Raw genomic sequence first — 19,175 nt, 5'->3', positions numbered from 1 at the left:
CCTTTCTTCTCCAAATCGCTGCATGCATATATCAATCATTATCAGACAGTATCTCCACAGGATAGTCATGTTCAAATGATTCTGGCAGCTCATGACACGTAAAATAAATAATCTGCCTGTCTTCTGCCGCTTTTTTCAGCAACGAAAAAGCCGCTTTTTGCCGGGTTACATCAAAGTTAACAAATGGATCATCCATCACAAAAGGAAAAACGGTGTACTCCTGATAAGATGCGGCTAATGCAAACCGCAAAGACAAGTATAATTGTTCAGCCGTACCGCGGCTTAGCTCATCTGGAGAATACCTTATCCCCTCTTTATCTTCAACCATAAACGTCTCCAGCCCTATCGGAGCAAAAAGACGCGTGTAACGTTCGTTTGTTATAAAAGAAAAATAGCGTGATGCTTCTTGAATGACATAGGGCTGCCTGTCTTTTTCATATACCGATTTTGCGTGTTCCATTAATTGTTTTGCCGTTTTTAACACGAGCCACTGGTGCATGTTTTCTTGCAATTCTTCTTTTCCTTGTTGATACTGCTGGAGCTGCTGCTCATACGTTCCATTTTCCTCTAGTGTCTTTAACTTTTGTTTCACTTCGGCTGTCTGCTGATGCAAGTGCTGTTCTTCTTCTTCTAATGCCTCAACCTCATTATCCATTGTTTCCATTTGTTTTGTATCATCATCCAGTACATTCTCCAGCCATCCGGTTTCACTCTCTCCCGGCTCCAATTGGGCAGCTATTTGTTCAGACAGCCAACGATGCTGTTTGTTTACATCCAGATACTGCTTCTTCTTTTCGATTGATTGTAGAAATGACTCTTTATCATACGCATGAACAGATTGATATAATGCTGCTACCTTTTGAGTATATTGGCGTTGTTTCTGCTTGGCCGATTGTTTTTGTTCATACAGCTCTACAAACTTGTCAGCCTGTTTTAACAACACGTCATTCCTTTGATTTTCATGTTCTGCTTTTTCAATCAGGAGTACAATTAATTCTTCGATGGAATCATCGGATGCTGCATTCATTTGCTCGGCTGTGCGTTGAACATCGGCTGCTATAGCTTGCACTTGCTCATCAACAGCATTCCATTCGTTTTTTAGTCGTTGGTACTCGTCATACAAATCGTTATACTCTCTCATCGTAATAAAAATATGTTCGGCGGCATGTATATTGTCAATCAATGGAAAATGATGTGTCACACACCACCTGTGCAAATCATCCGTGGTCTCCTCCCACTTTGCTTCCATGTCTTTCATGCGCTCAGATAATGTCTCTGCGTATGCTGTTTCTCGTTCAAGCTGCCATTGCCGTTCACGTACAGCGGTTTCTATCCATGAATCGGTGCCTGATATGTCTTTCTGTTCCTGATAGCTGCTTTTAGATAATGTAGCAGCTTTTTTCTCGCTTTTTGCTAAAAAAAGAAACAAAGCAGCAACAAACAACACAATACTCATGAAAACATGTTGAACTGCCGCCTGCCATACCCCCAAGCCAAAAAACAATCCAGCTGTTATTTGCAATAAAAATGAGCGAGTGAAAAAGGAGCGTTTTGCTTCTTGAACAGCTGCCCCGTGACGTTCTGGCAAGGAACGCTGCTGTTGTTTCATGTCATGAAGGTCGCTTTCTACTTGGCTGATTTTATTGTTTTGCTCCATGTACTGTTCTTCTAGTATTCGTTTTCTCTCTTTATACTCTTTCCCTTTTTCAATGAGTTGATAAAGTTCTTCTTCAGCAAAGATAGACGTATTACTGCGGCGCAATGTTTTTTCATTCGTTATTCCTAGACGTTTGATACGGTCATTCATTGTATCTTGTTTTTTTTGAATGGAAAACTCCAGCCGGTCTTTATCATGTATATATTTTTTATAAAGCGGCAGCTGTTCTTTCAGCTCTCGCGTCTTTTCTAGCAGCTTCACTGCTTTCCAAGAGACAGCAGCATTAGTATATTTCATCGATTCATGTGTTATTTGTATGGCGCTTTCTTCATATTCAAAAGCGGCTTGGTTTTTTTTCTGATAATATTGTGCCCACTCATCTTCTGCTTCAAGCGGAACATCTCGTGAAGATGCTAGTATATCCAATTTTCGTTCTATTTCTTTTTTTTCCTGCAGCATGTGAACAACTGTTTGACGGCGCTGCCATTGTTCTTTTTGGCTGAACAAATCTTTTTTGTCACGTTTTATGCGCCGAAGCTGTTCGTTGAGTGTCTGTTCTTGCTGCAAAAGTATATGATAACGATCAAATTCGTTATCCCATTCTTTCACGTTACGATACTGCTTGTTTACCTCTTTTGCTTTTTTATTGATGATGGGCTTTTGTCCCCTTGGTTTAAATAGCTGGTCGAGTTTTTGGCCCAGTTCTTTATCTATTTGTGATACTTGTTTCGTTCCTGTCATGCCGGCTTCGTATATGTAACGATTCAATGCAGTTCCCTTTAGCTGATTTAATTCATTTAATCCATCTAAACCAAAACAAAAGATTCCTTGAAACGTAGCACGATCAACCTTTCCAAGCCATGCAGACCATTCTTTTTCCCCAGCAGTTTCTCCACTTTCCCGATGTACAGTGATATCACCAGCAGCCTTATGTTTCATGACTCTTTCTACTGTTATGGTTTCTTGATTATCGAGCATGAGGGTCAAATTCCCCCCATAAGAGCTGCTCTTTTTCGGCTCATAACGAAGAAGTTTTTCTTTTTTAGTAGGAAAACCAAATAGAATCGCTTGTACAAATGCCCGAAGTGTCGTTTTCCCAGATTCATTGCGGCCATAAATAACTTGAATAGGATGATGAAATTCCAACGTAAAGTCATGGAATTTTCCAAAGCCATAAATATGTAGTTTGACAATCCTCACTCATTCTCCCCCTCTCCCCACTTTGTCCATATAAAACGTGCTGCTTCGTCAATTACCGTTGATACGTCCGTTTTATCTATATACCGTTTCACAGCCGGATGCTGAGTTAACTCTTTCCATACTTCTTCCAATTGATGCGGTGATTCTTTATAATAATCAACTGCTTTTTGAACATCACGTAAGAAATGACTGGTTCCTTCATTTATTTGTTTTACCACATATGAAGGCAATGTTTTATCCGTCAATCGATGCACATAGAAAAAAGGAGAGGAGTCTGTCCCGATGTCATTCACGTTATCTAACCATTCTCTTTTCGTTGTTTCTTCTTGCAGATACTCACTTAATGGACCGCTCCCTGACAATTCCATTTCTATCCAAACGCCAGATGCACGCTTTGGTTGAAATTTTTGCATGGATTTTATAAACTGTTCCGTTAATTCATTAAACGTGTCGTGGTTATCAATTGACAGGTGAATCGTTTCAAACACAACATCGGCTGCTGGCTGAAAAGACACATCAATATCGCCTGGCTTCATTTCTACCAACAAATACCCTTTTTCTCCTGTTTCTAATCGGTGTCTTGCTTGAATATTCCCAGGATAAAAAATACGATCATTCAGCTTCTTTCTCGTATGAATATGACCAAGAGCCCAATAATCCATCTGTTTTTCTAACAAGTCTTGAACAGAAAAAGGAGCATACGTTGATGCACCCGCCATATTTTGTTCTTGTCCATGTAAAATACCAATATGATAAAGCGCTCCTTCTTTGCGCTGGTATGTTTTAGCTATATTTTCCGGTATTGTTCGCTTGCCGTAACTAAAGCCGTACAAGTGAGCCTGCACTTCACCGCCTTTTTGATACACTTTCATCTCCGGTTTGGAAGAAAATATCTCTACATTCTCCGGCCATCCTACTGGTGCATATTGGTAGTCCATTGGATCATGATTGCCAAAAACAATATATACCGGAATATGATAATGTTTTAACTGATTTAGTTGTTTCGTTAAAAACAACTGGCTTTTTAAACTTCGATTTTCTTGATCAAACAAATCTCCTGCTAATATAACAAAGTCAACCTCATAAAAAACAGCGTCTTCTACTAATCGGGCCACGGCGGTTTTCATACTGTTTTCCAATTGGGTCCGCAGCGGACGCGGAGCCTGCTGTGCAGCTGGTATGGGAGATCCTACATGCAAATCTGCTGCATGAATAAAACGAAGAGGTTCCATCTAATCGTTCACCTTTCATCATTATTGTCTTGTCATTATATCAAAATCATCACTCCACATAATGGAAACTGGTCAATGAGCTGTCACAGTATGTTTTTTAACCCCTTTTCACAGCCTTTGCTTTATGATGAAGCACCGCGTGTCATGGAAAGAGTTGACATACACACTGACTGGTGCCGGAACAGTATCCGCCTAAGATTCTGCCGTGAGTGCTTTATGCTCACAGAAAGCTGAAAAACTGCCTGCGAAAAGTAAAATGTGTGTCAGTGATCTTCATTGCAATAGATAAGTGAGAAGATTGCTTTTGAAAAAACGTTGTGAAATAAATATGTTCTCATAAAAAAACCCCTAAACAGGGGAAAAGAATCCTTAGTAAAATGGCAGTGCTGACAAGGCAACAAGTGCTGCTAATGGCAATATTAACCTGCGGTAACGCGGGTATGGATAATAATACGGACCATATGGTGGGTAATACTGCCGTTGATCGCGCTGGCAGCCGCATGCCCCGTTTTTCACCCCTGGCCGCATGGCAGGCATATTGTGTTGAGGATCATGATAGGGCTGCTGGGGCGAGTATTGATGCATATTCGCATTATTTGTCTGTGCTCCCATGACACCCATTGTGTTATGATCATACTCTGGAATCATTAAATAAACATTTTCTTCATCCACATTCTCCATGTACCCATTAAACCATTCATTGTTTTTCGTTTGAACCGCCACAAACTGTCCTACATGCTGCTGACACAAGTGATACATATGCATGCTATTGTTCATATGAATGCCCGCCTCCTTTTCTCTGCCTATCTTATTCAAAAAGCGGGCATTTGTGCATAAAGTACTTGCTTTATCTGTCAGCATTTATCATTCGTTTCATGATATTTTCCACTTGCTTCTGCGTACGTAACATCGTAAAATAAAATAAATTGCGACTATTTTGATAAATAGAGGAGAGGGAAAAACATATGGACTATTTCTTAACGGTATTTGATAAAGATGGTTCCTTACTGTTGAACGAATCCTTTCAATATGACGAAGACCAAGCAGCTATTGAACATGGAAAAAACCGTCTTGCAGAAGAAAAGTATCAAGATACGACACACCGCATGACACGGAACGGAAAATTACTTTTATTTCATCGATAACATACAAAGAAAAGCGCAAGTGCCGTGAAAGAAGGACGTGCGGCCAACACCGGCACTAGCACGTCCTGCGTGTCGAAGTACGAGCTGAAGATCCACAGCTGAGGCTGTGCCCGCGGAACGCGACGTATGTTGACGGAGCAGCGATAGAAACCCCTGTGATAAACAAATAATCCGAACTGATTTTCAATAAATCGTTCGGATTATTATATGGTTCTTATACTTTTGTCCCAGCCTTGATTCCACTTTGATTGTTAAATAATTCATCAAGCGCAGTGATTTTTTTATGCGTATATTCTTCATAATGATTATTATAAGTTACAGGGTCTTTAGGATTGGCAAACCGGCTGATTTTTTTCGTTTGTGGATGGACCCACTTACTAGCAGCCCCGCAGCCTAAACCGATAATCGATTGAACTTCTTCCATAATAATAATATTGTATAAACTTTCCTTCCCTTCAAATGAATAACCTACGTTTTCTAAATTACCTAAAATGTTTTTCTGTCTATACAAATAATACGGATGATAGTCATGCGTTTTCATCCAGTCAGCTGTCTGCTTCATCATCTTTTCGATTTCATCTGGTTCAGCCACTTTGTATTTATCTTTTTGTTTCGTCATGGTGGATGCCCGTTTGAAAGATAGTGTATGAACCGTAACAGACTCTGGAAGCAGCTGCTCTGTTTCGTTTAAACTATGCTGCATTTCTTTTTCTCCTTCACCAGGCAGCCCAATAATAAGATCCATGTTAATGTTTTTCATGCCCATTTTACGTGAAAGATCATACTTTTCTTTTGTTTCTTCTACAGAATGGTGGCGGCCAATCGCCTTTAAGGTCTGGTTGTCAAACGACTGCGGATTAATACTGATACGGTCAATGCTCCACTTGGACAACACTTCTAGTTTTTCAGGCGTAATCGTATCTGGTCTGCCAGCTTCTACAGTAATTTCCCGCACATGATGAATACCGGGAATGACTTCATACATTTTAGCATAGAGTGCATCCATTTCATCTGCAGTAATGCTTGTCGGTGTTCCTCCACCGAAGTAAATGGTGGTAACCGGTACACCCGTTTTTCTCAGCCAATTCCCGATTTGTTCCATTTCAATGTGCAGACCTTCTAAAAACGTCTCAACAGATCCATTTTTGCCGTTAATCGCATAAGCAGGAAACGTACAGTAAGCACATTTTGTTGGACAAAACGGTATGCCAATATAGATACTGACACCATTTGCTAAGTCATATAAGTCCGGTAATACATGATGCTGGCGTAAACCAATCTCTTCTAACAGCGCCGTTTTTTCCGGAGTGACTAAGTAATCATTTTGTAAATATGTTTGAATGCTCTCTAATTCCATCCCGTCACGGTAAAGGGAGTGCCACAGCTTCGTTGGACGAATGCCTGTTAATGTGCCCCAGGGCTGAACAGTCTTTGTCCACGTATTCAACAACTTCACAAGCACGTGTGAACGCGCTTGTTTCGCCCGTTTACGCTTCTCCTTGTCTGCCAGATCTCTTGGTGCATGTTTTTGAAACGATTCTTTTAACACCTCGGCATCATTGGATGAAAAAACAGCTTTCACTTCAATATAATCGCGAATTTCCGTTTCTGTAAACGCGATAACAGCCTCTTCTGCTGTCTCTGGCGATATCTTTAACTGCGCATGCATGTTGTACATATCAATAATGTGTTGAAGCGGACGAAGATCCTTTTCTTCCACTCCTTGTATTTTTATCATCATTGGGTTCAACCTTTCTGCCAAGCTTGAAATCAGCCTAAGTGTACAAAATGTACACCGTTAGGTCAACAAATTCTCTCTTCTTAGCACATAAAAAAAGGCCGGAGTTAGATACCGGCCTTTTGCTCCTTTATACTTCTACACGCATTTGCTTTCGAAATACTTCTTTAATCATATACGCTACACCATCTTGATCATTCGAACGCGTAATCCAATCAGCTTTATCTTTTAACGCCTGCGGTGACTGCCCCATGGCGACACCAATTCCTGCCATTTCTAATGCAGGCGTATCTGCGAGGGACGAACCTGCAAATATTATTTCTTCCCGGTCGATACCCAGCTCAGACAGAAGATAAGATAGAGCATACTCTTTCGTTGCTTCTTCTTTTTTGACTGTCAGGCGGTGATTATTCTGCTCTACAACCACGCCCGGTATAGCTTCCATCAATTTTTGTTTGCAATGATGAGCATCTTGTTCTGTGTCAAATTCTCCAAATAGACGTAAAGCACTTAATTGTTGTTCATACACGGCAGTAGATACTCGTTCTGTATATGTTTTTGGCTGGAACAAGCCTTCTCCTAGGCTGAATTGAATCTTGCCAAGTACTTTTCTTGTATGCTGATGTTTATTTTCCCATTCATAATCTTGGCTTTCTACTTGAATGCGGCATGGATAACGTTCCAAACATTCTGCTGCATCAAACACCATTTCTGTCGGCATTCTCGTTTCAAGAATAGGCATACCAGATATACCAGCTAAAAGTGCTCCCCCGTGCGTAATCATTTCATGTTCCATTTTCAGCTGCCGTGCAATTTTTTTGGCTGATGAAAAGCTGCGATTCGTAACGAGTACGGAGTAAACACCTTTTTTTCGCACAAAGTCGACCGCGTCCTTGGTTTCCCGGCTGATACGGTCATTGTTTTTTAATAATACGCCGTCTATGCTCATTGCCAATAATCGGTATTTCATGTTGTTCTTCCCCTCCTCAACGCAATCCTTTTCTACTTTACCCTATGTCAAACGAGCTGGCTTTAGAACGGAGGAACAAAACGAGACCTCATTAGACAAGTGTAAGCACTCCAAAAAGGAAAAACGGTTAAGGGGAAAGGAACTTCGGAAGGGATTGCCACTATGAACACACATGCCTTGTTTTGCAACGCAGCAGTCACCACACCGCCGAAGACCTATATTGCGATAATACTTTCCGCTGAACCAAAGAGTTTGCCGCGGCGAGCGAATCGGAAAAGCCCGTCAACTAGACAGAGAGAGGCGATGATACCTCTAACCTTTACAAAACGTCTAAAATAACAAAAGCCCTGCAGCGAAAAAGCTGCAGGGCAGTCATCTCTATTGTCCTTGTCCTTCTTCAGGAACACCATAAAGATCTTCAAGAGGTTCTGTAATAATTTTATTTAAGTCACTGATAATGGTGCTCATCCGCTGTTCTTCTTCCATTAGCTTAGAAATAACTTCATGCTGCTGCACCATTTCAAATTGCTTTTGTGCTTGTGTAATTTCTTCTTCTGTCGGTTGTTGTCCTTGCATTTGCTTTTGCTGCAAGTCTAACTGAATGTTACGGAAGTTATCGAGCATTCTTTTAGCTACTTCATCATTTTCTACTTGTTCATGCAAGCTTTTCAAATTTTGAAATTCATCACTATTTCGCAATGCTTGTGATAACTCACGAGCATTATCATACATATTGGACATGTTGTCAGGTCCTCCTTTTTTCAATCTTTACCGAGCATAACACGAATAACCGTTACAAATCATCCTTATACGCCATTTTTAGAAAAAAAGAATAACAACGGTGCCTTGAAACAAGCCAACAAGCCCGCCTAAAAATGCGCCAAGATATGTAATCATCGTAAATTCACGTTTTGATATGGAAAGAACTATATCTTCTAGCCTATCCACTGAAAAAGCATCCACTCGTTCACGTACTACTTCTTCTAATGCTAACTGTTCAAATAACGAATATAGTCTTTCTTGAATAAAAATATTAATTTGTTCCATCACTTTTGGCATCCACACTTCTTGAACACTTTGTTTATAAGCTGGTGCCCATTCCTTCAAAGGCCGCTCGAGGTTTTCAAAAAACGGCAGTTCACGATTCAGCACATCTGCTGCTTTTTTAGCGGCAACATCTGTATTAATATTTACGGCAGATACTACTGTATGAAGTGGTTTATTTTTTATTTTATCCCATTCCCCGGCAATAAACCTGCGTATGAATACTTCTGATGCCGGATCTTCAAAAAAACGTACAATTTCCGGCTGTAACTTCTCAATGATTTTATCACTGCCAAACATCGATCCTAAAAAGTTTAACATCGAGCCTTTTCCTTGCAAAAACTTCTCTAACAGAACATGGAGTTGTTTGTATCCATCGTCACCTTTAAAATAGTCTGCCCCTTTTTGTGTTAAATGACGCGCCATCACAGGGACCATTTCATCACCTTTTTCTGTTAGTTCCCGCGGCAGCACTTCATGTAATGTGCTATGCTGGTGCGTGGTGATGAAGGCATCCAGCTTGTCTTTTATCATCTCTTCCGTTTTTTTATGAAGAGCATGCCGAATATGCTCGCTCTCCCACGTTTCTCCCAAATAATCGGATACGCTGTTGGAACTGTGCATCACAGTTGCTACTTCATCTGTCAGCCACGCTCTCATTTTGTTTCGAAACGTTGTCTCCAGCAGTTTCTTTTGAATCCCTTCAGCTGTTAATAAATGATTAACAACCATCTTCCCCATTTGCTCCGCCATTTCTCCTCTGCGTTTAGGAATAAGTCCCGGAGTAAACGGAATTTGCCATTTTCTTATATAGAGTGGCTTGTACGGCCGAAACAACATTTTTATTGCCAGTGAATTCGTTACACCGCCAATCACAGCACCGAGTAATATCATACCTACCATAAGCCATAGACTTTCCATGTTTTAACTCCTTTATCCTTGATGCAGATACCATGTTTACTTTATCAATTGCTTGTCTATTCGGCAAGCATCACCCTGTATAAATCATATTTATGATACGATAGATAAATAAAAGATTCTGTATGCGGAGGATGTATGATGATATCTCACTTTCAATGGCGGGAAAGAAAAAACAACTGGTTAAACAAAGAATGGTACATTTCTTTTTATTTTCGCGGCGTTCATTACAAAGCAATTTACTATAAAGATGGTTCGATTCAATGGCAAACACAAAAACCGCCCTCTGATGCACAGGAAGTCATTACAGAGCAAATACATGATTTGGTTTTGTACCATATTTTTGAAGACCACACACCGCCGCTTTAACCACTGCTTACCATTATCTGTTCGGTATGTCCTCATACAGCTGGGATAAGCTAATAGCAAGGAGGGGGATATTGAATGGATAAGCTACAAAAAGGACAAACAGATAAAGAAAATTACAGCATGGATGTAGACCGTATGATTAACGAAGGATTAGCTGGCGGCACCATTCATTCAAAATACAGTAAACACAATCAACTGGATCAGGCAAGAGACCTTGATAAAGAAGAGCCTCCTTCTCATAATTAAACTATTAGCTGCCTGGATGATTTCCAGGCTTTTTTTGCACGCTTTTTTTACACACAAAGAGGAGACTGCCAAGGCGGCGGCATCCACCGCCTCTATGACAGCCTCTTCAGCCATGTTATTTAATTATTGCTGCTGACCACCCATTTGTTGTTCAGCCATTTGAACAAGGCGCTTTGTGATTTCTCCCCCTACAGAACCGTTAGAGCGGGAAGTAGAATCAGCACCAAGTTGTACTCCAAATTCTTGAGCAATTTCAACTTTCATTTGATCAAGAGCTTGAGAAACTCCAGGTACTACCAAGTTGTTAGAGCTGTTGTTGTTTGCCATTGTCTGTTCACCTCCTCTCTTTGTACCCATAGTTTGTATCGAATTTCAAACTCTATGCTAGAAATTAACTAGAAATTTAAGGAAAAAGAAGGAGGAGGGAAAATAAAATTAATTTTGCCGCAGGCAAATACGCAAATTACACAGGATACACCGCATGCTTGCGCCTGGAAAACTCTTGATATTTGCTTCGATAGCTCTCAAAATGATGAATTAATATAGTTCGCAGCATAGCCGGCTGTACAATATCATCCACTACCATCTCTGAGGCCAGCCTGTAAATGTTAATGTTTTCTTGATATTCATGGCGTTTTTCGTTAATAAAATCATGACGTTTGTCTTCAGGCAGTTGAGCTATTTTCTTAGCATATACCGCTTGAACCGCTGCTTCAGGCCCCATTACAGCTATTTGTGCACTCGGTAGAGCTAATGTACAATCCGGTTCAAAAGCTGGACCTGCCATGGCATATAAACCTGCACCATATGCTTTTCGAACAACGACTGATATTTTTGGCACCGTCGCTTCGGACATTGCAGCAATCATTTTCGCTCCGTGACGGATAATACCCATTTTTTCTACTTTTGTTCCAATCATAAATCCAGGAACATCTGCTAAAAACAATAATGGCAAATGATAAGCATCACATAATGTAATAAACCTTGCGGCTTTGTCGGCCGAATCGTGAAATAACACCCCGCCTTTTTGCATAGGTTGATTTGCTACAATGCCAATGGCTTCTCCATTCAAGCGGGCAAATCCGGTAATAATCTCTGGTGCAAACTCCTTTTTCATCTCAAAAAAGCTGTTTTTATCTATAATGTGTTCAATACATTGCATCATATTAAAGGGAGTGTTTTGCTGCGTTGGAATAATGTCTTGGAGCGGTTTAGAAGGCGGATTGGCAGGCTGTGCGGCAACTATTTCTGTTTTGTGTTCATAACTTGCAGGAAAGTACGATAAATATTTACGAGCAAAAGCGATCGCTTCTTTTTCATTTGACGCCAGAATGTCACCACAACCGGAGACAGAGCAATGCATCTTTGCTCCACCCATTTCTTCTAACGATACTTTCTCACCAATAACCATCTCTGCCATTCGCGGTGAGCCAAGATACATAGAAGCATTTCCTTCCACCATAATGACGCTGTCACAAAACGCAGGGATGTACGCGCCGCCAGCCGCTGAAGGGCCAAACAAAATGCAGATTTGTGGAATTTTTCCGGAAAGTTTCACTTGATTATAAAAAATTCTGCCGGCGCCACGCCTGCCTGGAAACATTTCCACTTGATCAGTAATACGCGCTCCAGCGGAATCAACTAAATATAAGAGCGGGAGGGAGAGCTTATCAGCTTTTTCTTGAATGCGAATGATTTTTTCTACTGTTCTTTTCCCCCAAGATCCAGCTTTTACGGTGGAATCGTTCGCCATAAAACAGATCCAGCGGCCGTCTACTTTCCCCGTTCCGGTAATAACTCCATCTGCAGCAAATCCTTGTTCTAGATGATTGGCAAATTTTCCTTCTTCATAGACAATGCCATCATCTAATAACAGCTCAAGCCGCTCTCGCACAAAATATTTTCCTTTTTGCGCATTTTGTTGATGGTATTTTGAATCTCCGCCTTTCTCTATTTTGTCTACAAGCTGTTCATAAAAATTCTCTTCGGTCATCTAGTTTCCCCTCCCTTTCTTTGCCATGTTTTGTTTCCACACTTGTAACGCCTTGCTTGGCAGTGAGCGGCCGATGTTTTTTTCTATATAAAGCGCTTGCTGCAGCAGTTTCTCGTCTGATATGCCCGTGTGGATACCCATTTGGTGGCACATATACAAAAGGTCTTCTGTCGCTGTATTTCCTTGTGCTCCCGGTGCATAAGGGCAGCCTCCTAATCCGCCGCATGAGCTGTCGAACGTGGTTATCCCCATCTCTAACGCTTTTAGCGTGTTACTAAGCGCCATGCCTCTTGTATCATGAAAGTGCATCGCTAAACGGTTTCTAGGAATTCGCTTTAACAAACATTCCAGTGTCTCTTCTACGTGTAAAGGCGATGCCGTTCCAACTGTATCTCCAACCGAAACTTCATAGATGCCCATTTCCAATAGCGTTTCACTTAACATCTGGACGGCTTTGGCCTCAATATGTCCTTCATATGGACAAAAAAAAGCAGTAGATATATACCCTCTTACTTGTATTTGCTGACGGTTCGCTTCTTTTACAGTTTGGCGCAAAATCGGCAGTGTTTCCTTTATGCTCTTATTTATATTTGCTTTATTGTGCGTTTCAGAAGCAGACATAAACACTGCTATTTCGCTGACACCACATGCCACCGCTCTTTCTAATCCTTTGAGATTAGGAACTAAAGCTGAATATGTCACACCTGGTTTTTTTGGCAATTGACGTGTTAATTCATCAGCATCTTTTAATGCCGGAATTTTTTTAGGGTGTACAAACGATGTGACTTCAACATGCTTCAGTCCGCTTTCAGCCAGATGATGAATCCATTTGATTTTTTGGCTTGTAGGGATGAATGCGTCTTCATTCTGCAGGCCATCACGCGGTCCGACTTCCTTTATGGTGATTTGTTTCGGCAGCTCCATCATTTTTCTCCCTCTTTATTCCAATTCAAACAATGCATCTCCTTCATTCACAAAGTCGCCCTCTTGTTTTAAGACAGCTTTTATTTTTCCATTCTTTTCTGCCGTGATCGGTATTTCCATTTTCATGGACTCAAGAATAGCCACTTCTTGGCCTTCCGCGAGGTTATCACCTGGTTTCACCAGTATTTTCCACACACTACCTGCCATTGCCGCCGAAATAACATTCATATTACTTCCTCCCTTTTTCGTTATCACACTCAGCCAGCATATTGTTCACAAACGTTATATCTGCTTGACCGCTTATAAACACATCGTGAGAAAGCACTTGCATAATCATTGGAATATTAGTCTTAATTCCTTCTATTTTATAGTGGCGGAGCGCTTGGATGAGGCGGCTGATACATTCTTTTCTATTTTTTCCAACGGCGATGATTTTTGCCAGCAGTGGATCATAAAAAGGTGTAACCACCGACCCTTCCCTCACTCCGCATTCATGACGGATATGTGCTGCTTTAGGTAATGACAGGTGGGTAATAGTGCCCGGTGACGGAAAAAACCGCACAGGGTCTTCCGCATAAATACGTGCTTCTATCGCATGAGACCTGGGTGCAACATCCGATTGTGATATCGAGAGCGCTTCCCCGGCAGCAATGCGAATCTGCCACTGGACAATATCTACTCCTACCGCTTCTTCTGTCACTGGATGTTCCACTTGCAGTCGTGTATTCATTTCGAGAAAATAAAAGTTTTGATGCTCATCTACTAAAAACTCTAACGTTCCCGCATTTTCATATCCGATATATGCTGCCGCTCGTACTGCTGTTTCTCCCATTTTTTGACGCGTTTTCTCATCAAGAAACGAAGATGGACTTTCCTCGATAACTTTTTGATGGCGCCGTTGAATCGAGCATTCTCTTTCCCCGAGATGGATTATCTTCCCACGTGCATCACTTACCACTTGTACTTCAATGTGTTTGGCACGTTCTATTTTCTTTTCGATATACAGGGTATCATCGCCAAAGTATGCCTTCGCCCGGCTTTTGTTCCCTTCCATCGCTTTTTCTAATTCACGCTCATTATTGACTTGCTCCATGCCAATACCGCCGCCGCCGGCTGATGCTTTTACCATCAGGGGATAACCATAGTTTTTGGCAAAATGTTTAGCAGATGCCACATCCGCAACCGCAGCTGTTGTACCTGGAATAATCGGTACACCTGCTTGTTTCATCGTGTTTTTGGCTCTGATTTTATCTCCCATAAGACGAATGACTTCTGCTGAAGGTCCAATAAACGTAATCCCTTCCACCTCGCAGCGCCTTGCAAAGTCTGCATTTTCAGACAAAAACCCATAACCTGGATGAATCGCGTCACATCCTGCATCTTTGGCTGCTTGCAAAATCGATTCCATGTTGAGATAACTGTCTTTTACAGGTGATGGACCAATCGGATATGCTTCGTCCGCTCTTCGAACGTGTTCTGCATCAGCATCTGCCTTCGAATATACAGCTGCAGACATGATCCCTAACTCTTCACAAGCTCGTACAATTCTACATGCAACCTCGCCTCTATTAGCAATAAGAATCTTTCCAAACAAGTGGTCTTCCCCCTTGTTAACAACATAATGATACTTCTGTCTGCTTTATTCCAAGCAGCCAATTTCCCTGGCAATAACAAGACGTTGTATTTCAGATGTCCCCTCTCCAATTTCTAATAGTTTGGCATCTCTTAACATTCTTTCTATTTCGTATTCACGCATATATCCGTATCCTCCGTGAATTTGCAGCGCTTGATTACACGTTTTCGTAGCCATTTCTGAGGCAAATAGTTTTGCAAAAGAAGCCGTCTTTTTAAATGGTTTCCTGTTATCTTTTAACCAGGCTGCTTTCAGCACTAATTGACGAGCTGCTTCAATTTCCATCGCCATATCTGCTAACTTAAATTGAATCGCTTGAAATGAAGCAATCGGATTCCCAAATTGCTTCCTTGATTTTGCATAATGAAGTGCTTTCTCATAGGCTTTTTGGGCAATACCTACCGCAAGAGCAGCAATTGATATTCTTCCGCCGTCTAACGTGTGCAAAAATTGCTGAAATCCTTTTTGTCGATCACCAAGTATATTTTCCTTTGGCACTTTCACTTCTTCTAAAATTAACTCGCTCGTGTTTGATCCGCGAACCCCCATTTTTTCATAAGGACTGGTAATCTTAAAACCTTTCGTATCTGTTGGTACAATAAATGCAGAAATGATATTTTTTCCAGACGTTGTTTTACCAGTTACCGCTGTCACAATAACCGTACTGGCATATTGTGCATTGGTAATCCAGCATTTTTCACCGTTAATAACATAACCATCTTTTTCTTCTCTTGCCTTTGTCTGCGTACCTCCTGCATCTGAACCAGCATTAGGTTCTGTTAAACCAAATGATCCCAGGGTTTTGCCTGAAGCAAGCGGCATCAAGTACTGTTGTTTTTGTTTTTCCGTCCCAAACTGATAAATGGGACTTGCCCCCAATGATACCGCTGCAGCATAACTAAGACCTGTGCTTGCACAAGCTTTTCCTATTTCTTCTACACAAAGCGCATATGTTATAGTGTCGCCGCCTGCCCCTCCGTATTTTTCGGGGAACGGAATACCCAACAGCCCAAGTTCTCCCATTTTTTGAAATGTCTCTATAGGAAACCGCGCATTTCTATCGACCTCTATAGCCTTTGGTGCAATTTCTTGCTCTGCAAACTCTTTTACCATGCTTTTTGTTATTTGCTGTTCGTTCGTTAACTCAAAATCCATATGTCTCTTCAAACCCCCTTTGTACAATCACACACTGCATCAAGTCTTTCCTTTCTTTTTTATAACGCGTATGTTTATATGTATGTTCTTAAACATATATTTCATCACCAATTCTTGTTAAAGAATGATAGATATGATGAAAACGTGCTATACTGATTGTATGATAATGTATTGTGTAGTTGGCACATTTTGTTAAAGGCTTTAGCCGTAAAGGAGGTTTTATTGACTTGACCCTTTTTGGCGCTATTCTCGGCATTGTTATCATTATCGCTATCGTTAGCTGGATAATTGGATACAACTCATTAATAAAATATTTGAATTGGGTCGAAGAATCGTGGGCAGAGATTGATGCACAATTGCAGCAGAGAATGGAAATAATCCCTTCGTTTATTGATATTGTGCAGCCGCACGTCCGCTATGAACAGCAAACCTTAGAAAGAATTGTAGAATTACGGAGTCAGCTGGCTTCCCCTAACGACAACCGTCATCATCAGCTAGACATTAATCAAGAGCTTTCCGAAGCATTAGAGCACATTTTATCGTTAGATGAAATTCCAGAATTACGAAAAGACCAAGCTTTTCGCTCTCTTGAAAAAAAAGTGAATGAAACAGACGCCAAAATCCAAAAAGCCGTAAAAATGTATAACAATACTGTCGATAAATACAACACCAAAATACAATCTCCACCCACTCGCTTTGTTGCCAACATCCATAATTTCTATAAAAGAAATACGATTAATATGTCAGGCAAACAAAACCGTTCCATTAAAATGCCCTCTTAAAAAATCGCCTCCTTATACGCAGGCGATTTTTTAGAGGGCATTTTATTAACTGTTGACTTTATGCAATAATGCTTCGACGTCTTCTTCAATAACAATTTTTTCTTTAATATGTTTGGCTAAAAATCCTTCGTGAACCATGTGTTCGAGCAGTTCTTCGAGTGGTGTATAATAATTCCCGACATTTAAGAGCGCACATTGTTTTTCATGTTGTCCGATGGCTCCCCACGTGATGACCTCCATAAACTCTTCTAATGTCCCTATCCCACCCGGCAGTGCTACAAATGCATCACCTTTTTCATACATTAAAGCTTTTCTTTCGTGCATACTGTTTACTGTAATTAAGCGTGATACGTGCTGATGGGCAATCTCCTGCGGCTTCAGTTCTTCTGGAATAATACCTGTCACAGTTCCGTTTTTTTCCAAGGCACTATCAGCCACGGCACCCATCAGTCCTGAACTTGATCCTCCATAGATGATTTCAACATCTAACTCTGCTGCTAAACGCCCTAGTTTTTGCGCAGCTTGAATATATATGGGCCTATTACCTTTTTTGGCTCCACAAAACACTGTTAAGGTGTTCATCCATTTCATTCCCCCTGTTTGTTTATGATCGAGATAAAAATGTTGTATACTATGTGTATTACCCCTCTGTAAAAAACATCCTTATCTGACAGCATCCGTATATATGTTACAATACTTTCAAACCAAATATAGCTGGTACTGATTAATCTTTTAACATTTTTAAGAAAAGCTCAGTGCCGCACCAAGTCTTCAAGCGCAGGCGGCAGCCTTGCTGGACGGACACGGCTGTTCGTTTACAATATGTTAACGACACATTGATGATTCTTCATCCATGCTGACATTTTATACTTTTCGGTCAGTGGAACAAAAAATATGCTTATTTTTCTAAAAGGAGAATGTAAATGAATACGTTTGAACAGCACTTAGACAACTATGCCGAACTGGCTGTAAAACAAGGAGTCAACCTTCAAAATAACCAAACTCTATTTATATCCGCGCCCATTACTTCTGCTTCTTTTGTTCATTTGTTAGCAGAAAAAGCCTATGACAATGGAGCAAAAAACGTCCATGTAGACTGGGTTGACGAAGCACTCACTCGTATGAAATATGAAAAAGCGCCTGATGAAGCCTTTCATGAATTCCCAAGCTGGGTGGCTCAAGGAAGGGAACAATTAGCACAAGAAGGTGCAGCTTTTATCACCGTTAAGTCTACCGATCCTGACTTGTTAAAAGGAATTGATCAAAATCGAATTGCTGCAGCCAATAAAGCTGCTGGTGAAGCGATGGAAATGTTTCGAGAATACATTCAGTCGGATACAGTCAGCTGGCTTGTCATTGCCGCCCCATCCCCGGGCTGGGCGCAAAAAGTATTCCCTGATGCTTCAGAAAAAGAAGCAGAACAGAAGTTGTGGGAAGCCATTTTTCAAGCTGTCCGTGCTGATCAAAAGGACCCTGTTCAAAACTGGGAAGAGCACAAGCAAAAACTGCAAGAAAAAGCTGACTTATTGAATAATAAACAGTTTACACAGCTGCACTACACCGCTCCTGGCACGGATTTAACCATCGAGCTGGCTGAAGGCCACATTTGGACAGGCGGGGGAAGTAAAAATCAAGATGGTGTTTCATTTATCCCTAATATGCCAACAGAAGAAGTTTTTACTGCTCCACATAAAACGGGGGTAAACGGATACGTAACAAACACAAAACCATTAAATTACAGTGGAAATATTATTGATGACTTCACACTGCACTTTAAAAACGGCAAAATTGTCGACTATCAAGTAAAGCAAGGTAAAGAAACGTTAAAACATCTCATTGAAACCGATGACGGTTCGCATTACTTAGGCGAAGTAGCACTTGTTCCGCACAGCTCACCAATCTCACAAACAGGGACACTTTTTTATAACACCTTATTTGATGAAAACGCCTCAAATCATTTAGCGATTGGCAGTGCCTATGCATTCTGTGTACAAAACGGCACAGACATGAGTAAAGAAGAAAAAGAAGCACATGGAATAAACACTAGTATTACACACGTTGACTTTATGGTCGGAAGTGCTGATATGAATATTGATGGTCAACATAAAGACGGCAGCACGGAACCTATTATGAGAAATGGCGAATGGGCCATTTAATCACCTCCAAAAA

19 protein-coding genes are annotated in these 19,175 nt (G+C 40.9%); 5 read left to right on the top strand and 14 right to left on the bottom strand.

Going from position 1 to position 19,175, the window contains the following annotated elements:
* Positions 1 to 31: 31 nt before the first annotated feature.
* From BLT18_RS07525 to BLT18_RS07515, 3 genes are all read right to left on the bottom strand, one after another.
* On the bottom strand, positions 32 to 2,857 hold the full coding sequence (locus tag BLT18_RS07525) for an ATP-binding protein (RefSeq protein ID WP_091272665.1): 2,826 nt from the start codon (positions 2,855 to 2,857) through the stop codon (positions 32 to 34).
* Positions 2,854 to 4,089 (bottom strand): metallophosphoesterase family protein, encoded by a 1,236-nt coding sequence (locus BLT18_RS07520; RefSeq protein WP_091272663.1) that lies wholly within the window; start codon positions 4,087 to 4,089, stop codon positions 2,854 to 2,856. Before BLT18_RS07520 ends, BLT18_RS07525 begins: the two co-directional genes overlap by 4 nt.
* A 369-nt stretch (positions 4,090 to 4,458) precedes the next feature.
* A complete protein-coding gene (locus tag BLT18_RS07515; protein WP_091272660.1) occupies positions 4,459 to 4,866 on the bottom strand; it encodes a hypothetical protein in 408 nt (135 codons plus the stop codon).
* A 188-nt stretch (positions 4,867 to 5,054) separates the two neighbouring features.
* Here BLT18_RS07515 and BLT18_RS07510 point away from each other — a divergent pair, with 188 nt between their 5' ends.
* Positions 5,055 to 5,234, top strand: a complete 180-nt coding sequence (locus tag BLT18_RS07510) for a YhzD family protein (protein WP_091272658.1) — start codon at positions 5,055 to 5,057, stop codon at positions 5,232 to 5,234.
* Positions 5,235 to 5,448: 214 nt separating this feature from the next.
* On the opposite strand, the gene BLT18_RS07505 is transcribed toward BLT18_RS07510, so the two are convergent.
* The 4 genes from BLT18_RS07505 to BLT18_RS07490 form a co-directional block, all read right to left on the bottom strand.
* Entirely contained in the window at positions 5,449 to 6,975 is a 1,527-nt protein-coding gene (locus tag BLT18_RS07505; protein ID WP_091272656.1) for a coproporphyrinogen III oxidase, read from the bottom strand.
* A 127-nt stretch (positions 6,976 to 7,102) separates the two neighbouring features.
* Positions 7,103 to 7,942 (bottom strand): HAD-IIB family hydrolase, encoded by an 840-nt coding sequence (locus BLT18_RS07500; RefSeq protein ID WP_091272654.1) that lies wholly within the window; start codon positions 7,940 to 7,942, stop codon positions 7,103 to 7,105.
* Between the two features lie 378 nt (positions 7,943 to 8,320).
* Positions 8,321 to 8,683 carry a YlbF family regulator gene (locus BLT18_RS07495; protein WP_091272650.1) on the bottom strand — a complete coding sequence of 121 codons (363 nt, stop codon included), beginning with the start codon at positions 8,681 to 8,683 and terminating at the stop codon, positions 8,321 to 8,323.
* Positions 8,684 to 8,761: 78 nt separating this feature from the next.
* Positions 8,762 to 9,907, bottom strand: a complete 1,146-nt coding sequence (locus BLT18_RS07490) for a DUF445 domain-containing protein (protein ID WP_091272649.1) — start codon at positions 9,905 to 9,907, stop codon at positions 8,762 to 8,764.
* Between the two features lie 138 nt (positions 9,908 to 10,045).
* On the opposite strand from BLT18_RS07490, the gene BLT18_RS07485 reads away from it, so the two are divergent.
* Positions 10,046 to 10,273 (top strand): DUF5342 family protein, encoded by a 228-nt coding sequence (locus tag BLT18_RS07485; protein ID WP_091272647.1) that lies wholly within the window; start codon positions 10,046 to 10,048, stop codon positions 10,271 to 10,273.
* A gap of 75 nt (positions 10,274 to 10,348) precedes the next feature.
* The gene (locus BLT18_RS18140) at positions 10,349 to 10,519 is read left to right on the top strand and encodes a hypothetical protein (protein ID WP_175487416.1); all 171 of its coding nucleotides are present in this window, start codon (positions 10,349 to 10,351) and stop codon (positions 10,517 to 10,519) included.
* A 123-nt stretch (positions 10,520 to 10,642) separates the two neighbouring features.
* Here BLT18_RS18140 and BLT18_RS07480 read toward each other — a convergent pair whose 3' ends face one another.
* The 6 genes from BLT18_RS07480 to BLT18_RS07455 form a co-directional block, all read right to left on the bottom strand.
* Positions 10,643 to 10,846, bottom strand: coding sequence for an alpha/beta-type small acid-soluble spore protein (locus tag BLT18_RS07480; protein WP_091272645.1), 204 nt, complete (start codon positions 10,844 to 10,846; stop codon positions 10,643 to 10,645).
* Between the two features lie 136 nt (positions 10,847 to 10,982).
* On the bottom strand, positions 10,983 to 12,512 hold the full coding sequence (locus BLT18_RS07475) for an acyl-CoA carboxylase subunit beta (protein WP_091272643.1): 1,530 nt from the start codon (positions 12,510 to 12,512) through the stop codon (positions 10,983 to 10,985).
* Entirely contained in the window at positions 12,513 to 13,436 is a 924-nt protein-coding gene (locus BLT18_RS07470; RefSeq protein ID WP_175487424.1) for a hydroxymethylglutaryl-CoA lyase, read from the bottom strand. It abuts the gene before it with no gap.
* Between the two features lie 15 nt (positions 13,437 to 13,451).
* A complete protein-coding gene (locus BLT18_RS07465; RefSeq protein ID WP_091272640.1) occupies positions 13,452 to 13,664 on the bottom strand; it encodes an acetyl-CoA carboxylase biotin carboxyl carrier protein subunit in 213 nt (70 codons plus the stop codon).
* A 1-nt stretch (position 13,665) separates the two neighbouring features.
* The gene (locus tag BLT18_RS07460; RefSeq protein WP_091272639.1) at positions 13,666 to 15,030 is read right to left on the bottom strand and encodes an acetyl-CoA carboxylase biotin carboxylase subunit; all 1,365 of its coding nucleotides are present in this window, start codon (positions 15,028 to 15,030) and stop codon (positions 13,666 to 13,668) included.
* Positions 15,031 to 15,075: 45 nt separating this feature from the next.
* Positions 15,076 to 16,224, bottom strand: a complete 1,149-nt coding sequence (locus tag BLT18_RS07455) for an acyl-CoA dehydrogenase family protein (protein WP_091272637.1) — start codon at positions 16,222 to 16,224, stop codon at positions 15,076 to 15,078.
* Positions 16,225 to 16,451: 227 nt separating this feature from the next.
* Here BLT18_RS07455 and BLT18_RS07450 point away from each other — a divergent pair, with 227 nt between their 5' ends.
* Entirely contained in the window at positions 16,452 to 17,006 is a 555-nt protein-coding gene (locus BLT18_RS07450) for a LemA family protein (protein WP_175487415.1), read from the top strand.
* A gap of 45 nt (positions 17,007 to 17,051) precedes the next feature.
* Here BLT18_RS07450 and BLT18_RS07445 read toward each other — a convergent pair whose 3' ends face one another.
* The gene (locus BLT18_RS07445) at positions 17,052 to 17,588 is read right to left on the bottom strand and encodes an LOG family protein (protein ID WP_091272633.1); all 537 of its coding nucleotides are present in this window, start codon (positions 17,586 to 17,588) and stop codon (positions 17,052 to 17,054) included.
* A gap of 341 nt (positions 17,589 to 17,929) precedes the next feature.
* Between BLT18_RS07445 and BLT18_RS07440 the strand changes: the two genes are divergently transcribed.
* Complete coding sequence (locus BLT18_RS07440) at positions 17,930 to 19,162, top strand: aminopeptidase (RefSeq protein WP_091272632.1); 1,233 nt, start codon at positions 17,930 to 17,932, stop codon at positions 19,160 to 19,162.
* The last annotated feature ends 13 nt before the right edge of the window (positions 19,163 to 19,175 follow it).

Origin of the sequence: Alteribacillus persepolensis (genome assembly GCF_900099605.1) — a bacterium.
Classification (GTDB): Bacteria; Bacillota; Bacilli; order Bacillales; family Marinococcaceae; genus Alteribacillus; species Alteribacillus persepolensis.
Note: the sequence above shows the minus strand (reverse complement) of the source record. Positions and strands in the feature narration are given on the sequence as shown.

Coding starts and splice junctions, on each gene's coding strand:
- BLT18_RS07520 (WP_091272663.1), bottom strand. CDS start 4,089: ATGGAACCTCTTCGTTTTATTCATGCAGCAGATTTGCATGTAGGATCT.
- BLT18_RS07515 (WP_091272660.1), bottom strand. CDS start 4,866: ATGAACAATAGCATGCATATGTATCACTTGTGTCAGCAGCATGTAGGA.
- BLT18_RS07510 (WP_091272658.1), top strand. CDS start 5,055: ATGGACTATTTCTTAACGGTATTTGATAAAGATGGTTCCTTACTGTTG.
- BLT18_RS07505 (WP_091272656.1), bottom strand. CDS start 6,975: ATGATGATAAAAATACAAGGAGTGGAAGAAAAGGATCTTCGTCCGCTT.
- BLT18_RS07500 (WP_091272654.1), bottom strand. CDS start 7,942: ATGAAATACCGATTATTGGCAATGAGCATAGACGGCGTATTATTAAAA.
- BLT18_RS07495 (WP_091272650.1), bottom strand. CDS start 8,683: ATGTCCAATATGTATGATAATGCTCGTGAGTTATCACAAGCATTGCGA.
- BLT18_RS07490 (WP_091272649.1), bottom strand. CDS start 9,907: ATGGAAAGTCTATGGCTTATGGTAGGTATGATATTACTCGGTGCTGTG.
- BLT18_RS07485 (WP_091272647.1), top strand. CDS start 10,046: ATGATATCTCACTTTCAATGGCGGGAAAGAAAAAACAACTGGTTAAAC.
- BLT18_RS18140 (WP_175487416.1), top strand. CDS start 10,349: ATGGATAAGCTACAAAAAGGACAAACAGATAAAGAAAATTACAGCATG.
- BLT18_RS07480 (WP_091272645.1), bottom strand. CDS start 10,846: ATGGCAAACAACAACAGCTCTAACAACTTGGTAGTACCTGGAGTTTCT.
- BLT18_RS07475 (WP_091272643.1), bottom strand. CDS start 12,512: ATGACCGAAGAGAATTTTTATGAACAGCTTGTAGACAAAATAGAGAAA.
- BLT18_RS07470 (WP_175487424.1), bottom strand. CDS start 13,436: ATGGAGCTGCCGAAACAAATCACCATAAAGGAAGTCGGACCGCGTGAT.
- BLT18_RS07465 (WP_091272640.1), bottom strand. CDS start 13,664: ATGAATGTTATTTCGGCGGCAATGGCAGGTAGTGTGTGGAAAATACTG.
- BLT18_RS07455 (WP_091272637.1), bottom strand. CDS start 16,224: ATGGATTTTGAGTTAACGAACGAACAGCAAATAACAAAAAGCATGGTA.
- BLT18_RS07445 (WP_091272633.1), bottom strand. CDS start 17,588: ATGAACACCTTAACAGTGTTTTGTGGAGCCAAAAAAGGTAATAGGCCC.
- BLT18_RS07440 (WP_091272632.1), top strand. CDS start 17,930: ATGAATACGTTTGAACAGCACTTAGACAACTATGCCGAACTGGCTGTA.